The organism is Streptococcus pseudopneumoniae (assembly GCF_001072315.1).
Classification (GTDB): Bacteria; Bacillota; Bacilli; order Lactobacillales; family Streptococcaceae; genus Streptococcus; species Streptococcus pseudopneumoniae_R.
Window position 1 is genome coordinate 1 of sequence record NZ_JVLI01000045.1, and the last position, 3,471, is coordinate 3,471.

Annotated in this window: 2 protein-coding genes; both read right to left on the reverse strand. The window is 43.0% G+C overall.

Annotation, left to right across the window (positions count from 1 at the left end; genetic code table 11):
• Positions 1-162: 162 nt before the first annotated feature.
• Complete coding sequence (locus tag ADH54_RS01855) at positions 163-600, reverse strand: CoA-binding protein (RefSeq protein WP_023932883.1); 438 nt, start codon at positions 598-600, stop codon at positions 163-165.
• A gap of 84 nt (positions 601-684) precedes the next feature.
• Positions 685-3,318 carry a DNA polymerase I gene (gene polA / locus ADH54_RS01860; RefSeq protein ID WP_049523797.1) on the reverse strand — a complete coding sequence of 878 codons (2,634 nt, stop codon included), beginning with the start codon at positions 3,316-3,318 and terminating at the stop codon, positions 685-687.
• Positions 3,319-3,471: the final 153 nt, after the last annotated feature.

Consider the following 3,471-nt stretch of genomic DNA (forward strand, 5'->3'; position numbering starts at 1 on the left):
TCAGTTCTATCCACAACCTCAAAACAGTGTTTTGAGCTGACTTCGTCAGTTCTATCTACAACCCCAAAACAGTGTTTTGAGCAGCCTGCGACTAGTTTCCTAGTTTGCTCTTTGATTTTCATTGAGTATAACACAAAAGGTAGCCCACCAGCTACCTTTTTCTTATGCTTCCTTAATCAAGCGAGTATGTTCTCTCTTGATGCAGCGATTCATCACAATGTCATCGCATCCACCAGCACGCAAAATCTCTTCCGCTTCTAGACTTTCAAGTCCTAGCTGTGCCCAAAAAATCTTAGCATCAGCCTTGAGAAAATCACGCGCCACATCTGGCAAAAATTCACTGCGACGGTAAACATTGACAATATCTACAGGAAAAGGAATCTCTGCTAGACTAGCATAAGCCTTTTCACCCAAGATTTCGCCACCTGCCGCCTTGGGATTGACTGGAATGATTTTATAACCTCGAGCCTGCATTTCCTTGGTCACTCGATTGCTGGTTGTTTCCTCACGGTCTGATAAACCCACTACAGCAAGGGTTTTACTCGTTGCTAGATACTGACGAATCACACCATCACTTGGATTGATAAATTCTTGACTCATAGAAATCCTCCTTTTTCATCAGTATAGCACAATTTGAAAAGGCTTGCAGAATTCTACTACAAAAAAGGAGGACTAGCCCCCTTTTTATTTAGCCTCGTACCAGGTTGCCCCTTCATTTTCGTCTGCAATAAGGGGAACACTGAGTTGAATGGCTTCTTCCATGGTTTCTTTGACCAATTTTTTCATCTCTGCTAGTTCCGATTTAGGAACTTCAAGGACGATTTCATCGTGCACTTGCAGAAGCATCTTAGTCTGATAACCACCTGCAACCAAGGCTTTATCTAGCTGAATCATGGCAATCTTGAGAATATCTGCTGCCGAACCCTGGATAGGAGAGTTGATGGCAGTTCGCTCCGCAAAACCACGAATATTAAAGTTGCGCGAATTGATATCTGGCAACTCACGACGACGCTTGAAGAGGGTCTCTACATAGCCCTTATCACGCGCCTCACGCACCACTTCATCCATGTAGTTTTTAATACCTGGGAAGCGTTCAAAGTAGGTATCAATGTAGGCCTTGGCTTCCTTACGGCTAATGCCCAAATTATTAGACAAACCAAAATCTGAAATCCCATAAACCACTCCAAAGTTAACCGCCTTGGCATTGCGACGGTCGTTTGCAGTCACATCCTCAGGACGCTCAATGCCAAAGACCCGCATGGCTGTCGAAGTATGGATATCTGCCCCCTCTTGGAAAGCCTTAATCAAGTGCTCATCCTTAGAAATATGCGCCAAAACGCGTAATTCAATCTGTGAATAGTCCGAGCTGAGAAGGACACTATCCTCCCACTCTGGCACAAAAGCCTTACGAATGAGACGCCCCTGTTCCAAACGCACAGGAATATTTTGCAAGTTTGGATCCACACTAGACAGACGCCCAGTCTGAGTCAAATCCTGCACATAGCGCGTGTGGATCTTTCCATCAGCCAAAATCCAGTCCTGCAAGCCAATTACATAGGTAGATTGAATCTTAGCAATCTGACGGTAGTCAAGAATTTTCTTAACAATTGGCGCAATAGGAGCTAGACGCTCCAACACATCCACCGCTGTCGAGTATCCAGTTTTGGTTTTCTTAGTGTATTCTAGAGGAAGTCCCAATTTTTCAAAGAGAAGTACGCCCAACTGCTTAGGCGAGTTGATATTAAACTCCTCACCAGCCAGTTCGTAAATCTCCTGAGTTAGTTTTTCAATGACAAGCTCATTTTCAGCCTGCATCTCAAGCAAGGTTTCTTTTTTAACCTTAATCCCAGCGATTTCCATCTTGGCAAGGACAAAGGCCAGAGGTTGCTCTATATCATAAAGAAGCTCTAACTGCCCATTTTCGCTAAGTTTTTCAAGCAAAACAGGCTCTGTTTCGACCAACACAGCAAGCTTACGAGCCAAATGTTCCAAGAATTTCTCGCGTCCAGGAATGGCCTTCTTGACTCCCTTACCATAGAAAGTCTCATCATCAACCAAATAAGTCTGACCATAAAGACTAGCGATGGTCGCAATTTCATTGTCCTCCACAGTCGAAAGGAGATATTTAGCCAAACGGCTGTCAAAAGCAGGCGCCTGCAAATCAATACCCAAACGATTCAAGAGAACTTTAGCCTTCTTAAAGTCATAAACTCTCAGAGGTGTTTTTTCTAGAAAATCCTTAAAAATAGGCTCTTGCAAAAGCTCAAGCTTGTCTGTGGCATAGAGCTTATCTCCACAAGACCAAGCAAAACCAACCAAATCATCCGTATGGTAATTCTCACCAAAAAGCTCAAAATGGAAGATAGACTCTTCAGTCAGCATATCTTGACTGATTTGGTCAACAATAGTAAAGTCCAAACTCTCAGCCACATCAGCTGACGACACATTTAAAGCCTGCTTGAGCTGTTTGAAGCCCATCTCATCGTAGAATTTCCCGAGATTTTCAACATCTGGACCACTATAGACCAAATCCTCCAAACCAATCTCAATCGGTGCCTTGGTATCAATGGTCGCCAGTGTTTTCGACAAAAAGGCCTGTTCCTTATCATTGATGAGATTTTCCTTCATCTTAGAAGTCTTCATCCCATCGATATTTTCATAAATACCCTCAAGCGAACCATGCTCCAGCAAGAGCTTGATACCCGTCTTTTCACCGATTTTGGTCACCCCAGGAATATTATCCGACTTATCTCCCATAAGCGCCTTAAGATCGATAAACTGAGTCGGTGTAATGCCCATCTTTTCCATAAGATATTCTGGCGTAAAGGCCTCAAACTCAGCCACACCTTTTTTGGAAATTTCAACCACCGTATGCTCATCCGTCAGCTGAATCAAGTCCTTGTCCCCACTGACAATGGTAATATCAAAACCATCTTGTTCAGCTAATTTATCTAGTGTCCCAATAATGTCATCCGCCTCATACTGAGCCAACTCATAGTGACGAATTCCCATATGATCCAACAACTCACGAATGAAAGGAAATTGCTCACGAAACTCATCAGGAGTCTTAGCCCGACCACCCTTATAGTCCGCATACATCTCTGTACGGAAGGTCGTCTTTCCCGCATCAAAAGCCACCAAAATATGACTCGGCTCAACCCGTTCCAACAAATGGCTCAACATCAACTGAAAGCCATAAATCGCATTGGTATGCAAACCAGCCGCATTCTTAAAACGGTCCAACTGTTGATAGAGCGCAAAAAACGCCCGAAAAGCAACAGAAGACCCATCAATCAATAATAATTTTTTCTTATCCATACACCCATTATAAAGGAAAGCACCAAAAAATACCATTGGAAAGAGCCAGAGCAAGTATTTTTCAAACTTTTTCCGAATAAATAGATAGAGGCAGTGAATCTAGTAAACCTAGATTTAATACTCTTCGAAAATCAAATTCAAACCACGTCAACG

What these genes read in the sequence shown, in the direction of transcription:
- ADH54_RS01855 (WP_023932883.1), bottom strand. Translation starts at nt 600, where the DNA reads ATGAGTCAAGAATTTATCAATCCAAGTGATGGTGTGATTCGTCAGTAT.
- polA (WP_049523797.1), bottom strand. Translation starts at nt 3,318, where the DNA reads ATGGATAAGAAAAAATTATTATTGATTGATGGGTCTTCTGTTGCTTTT.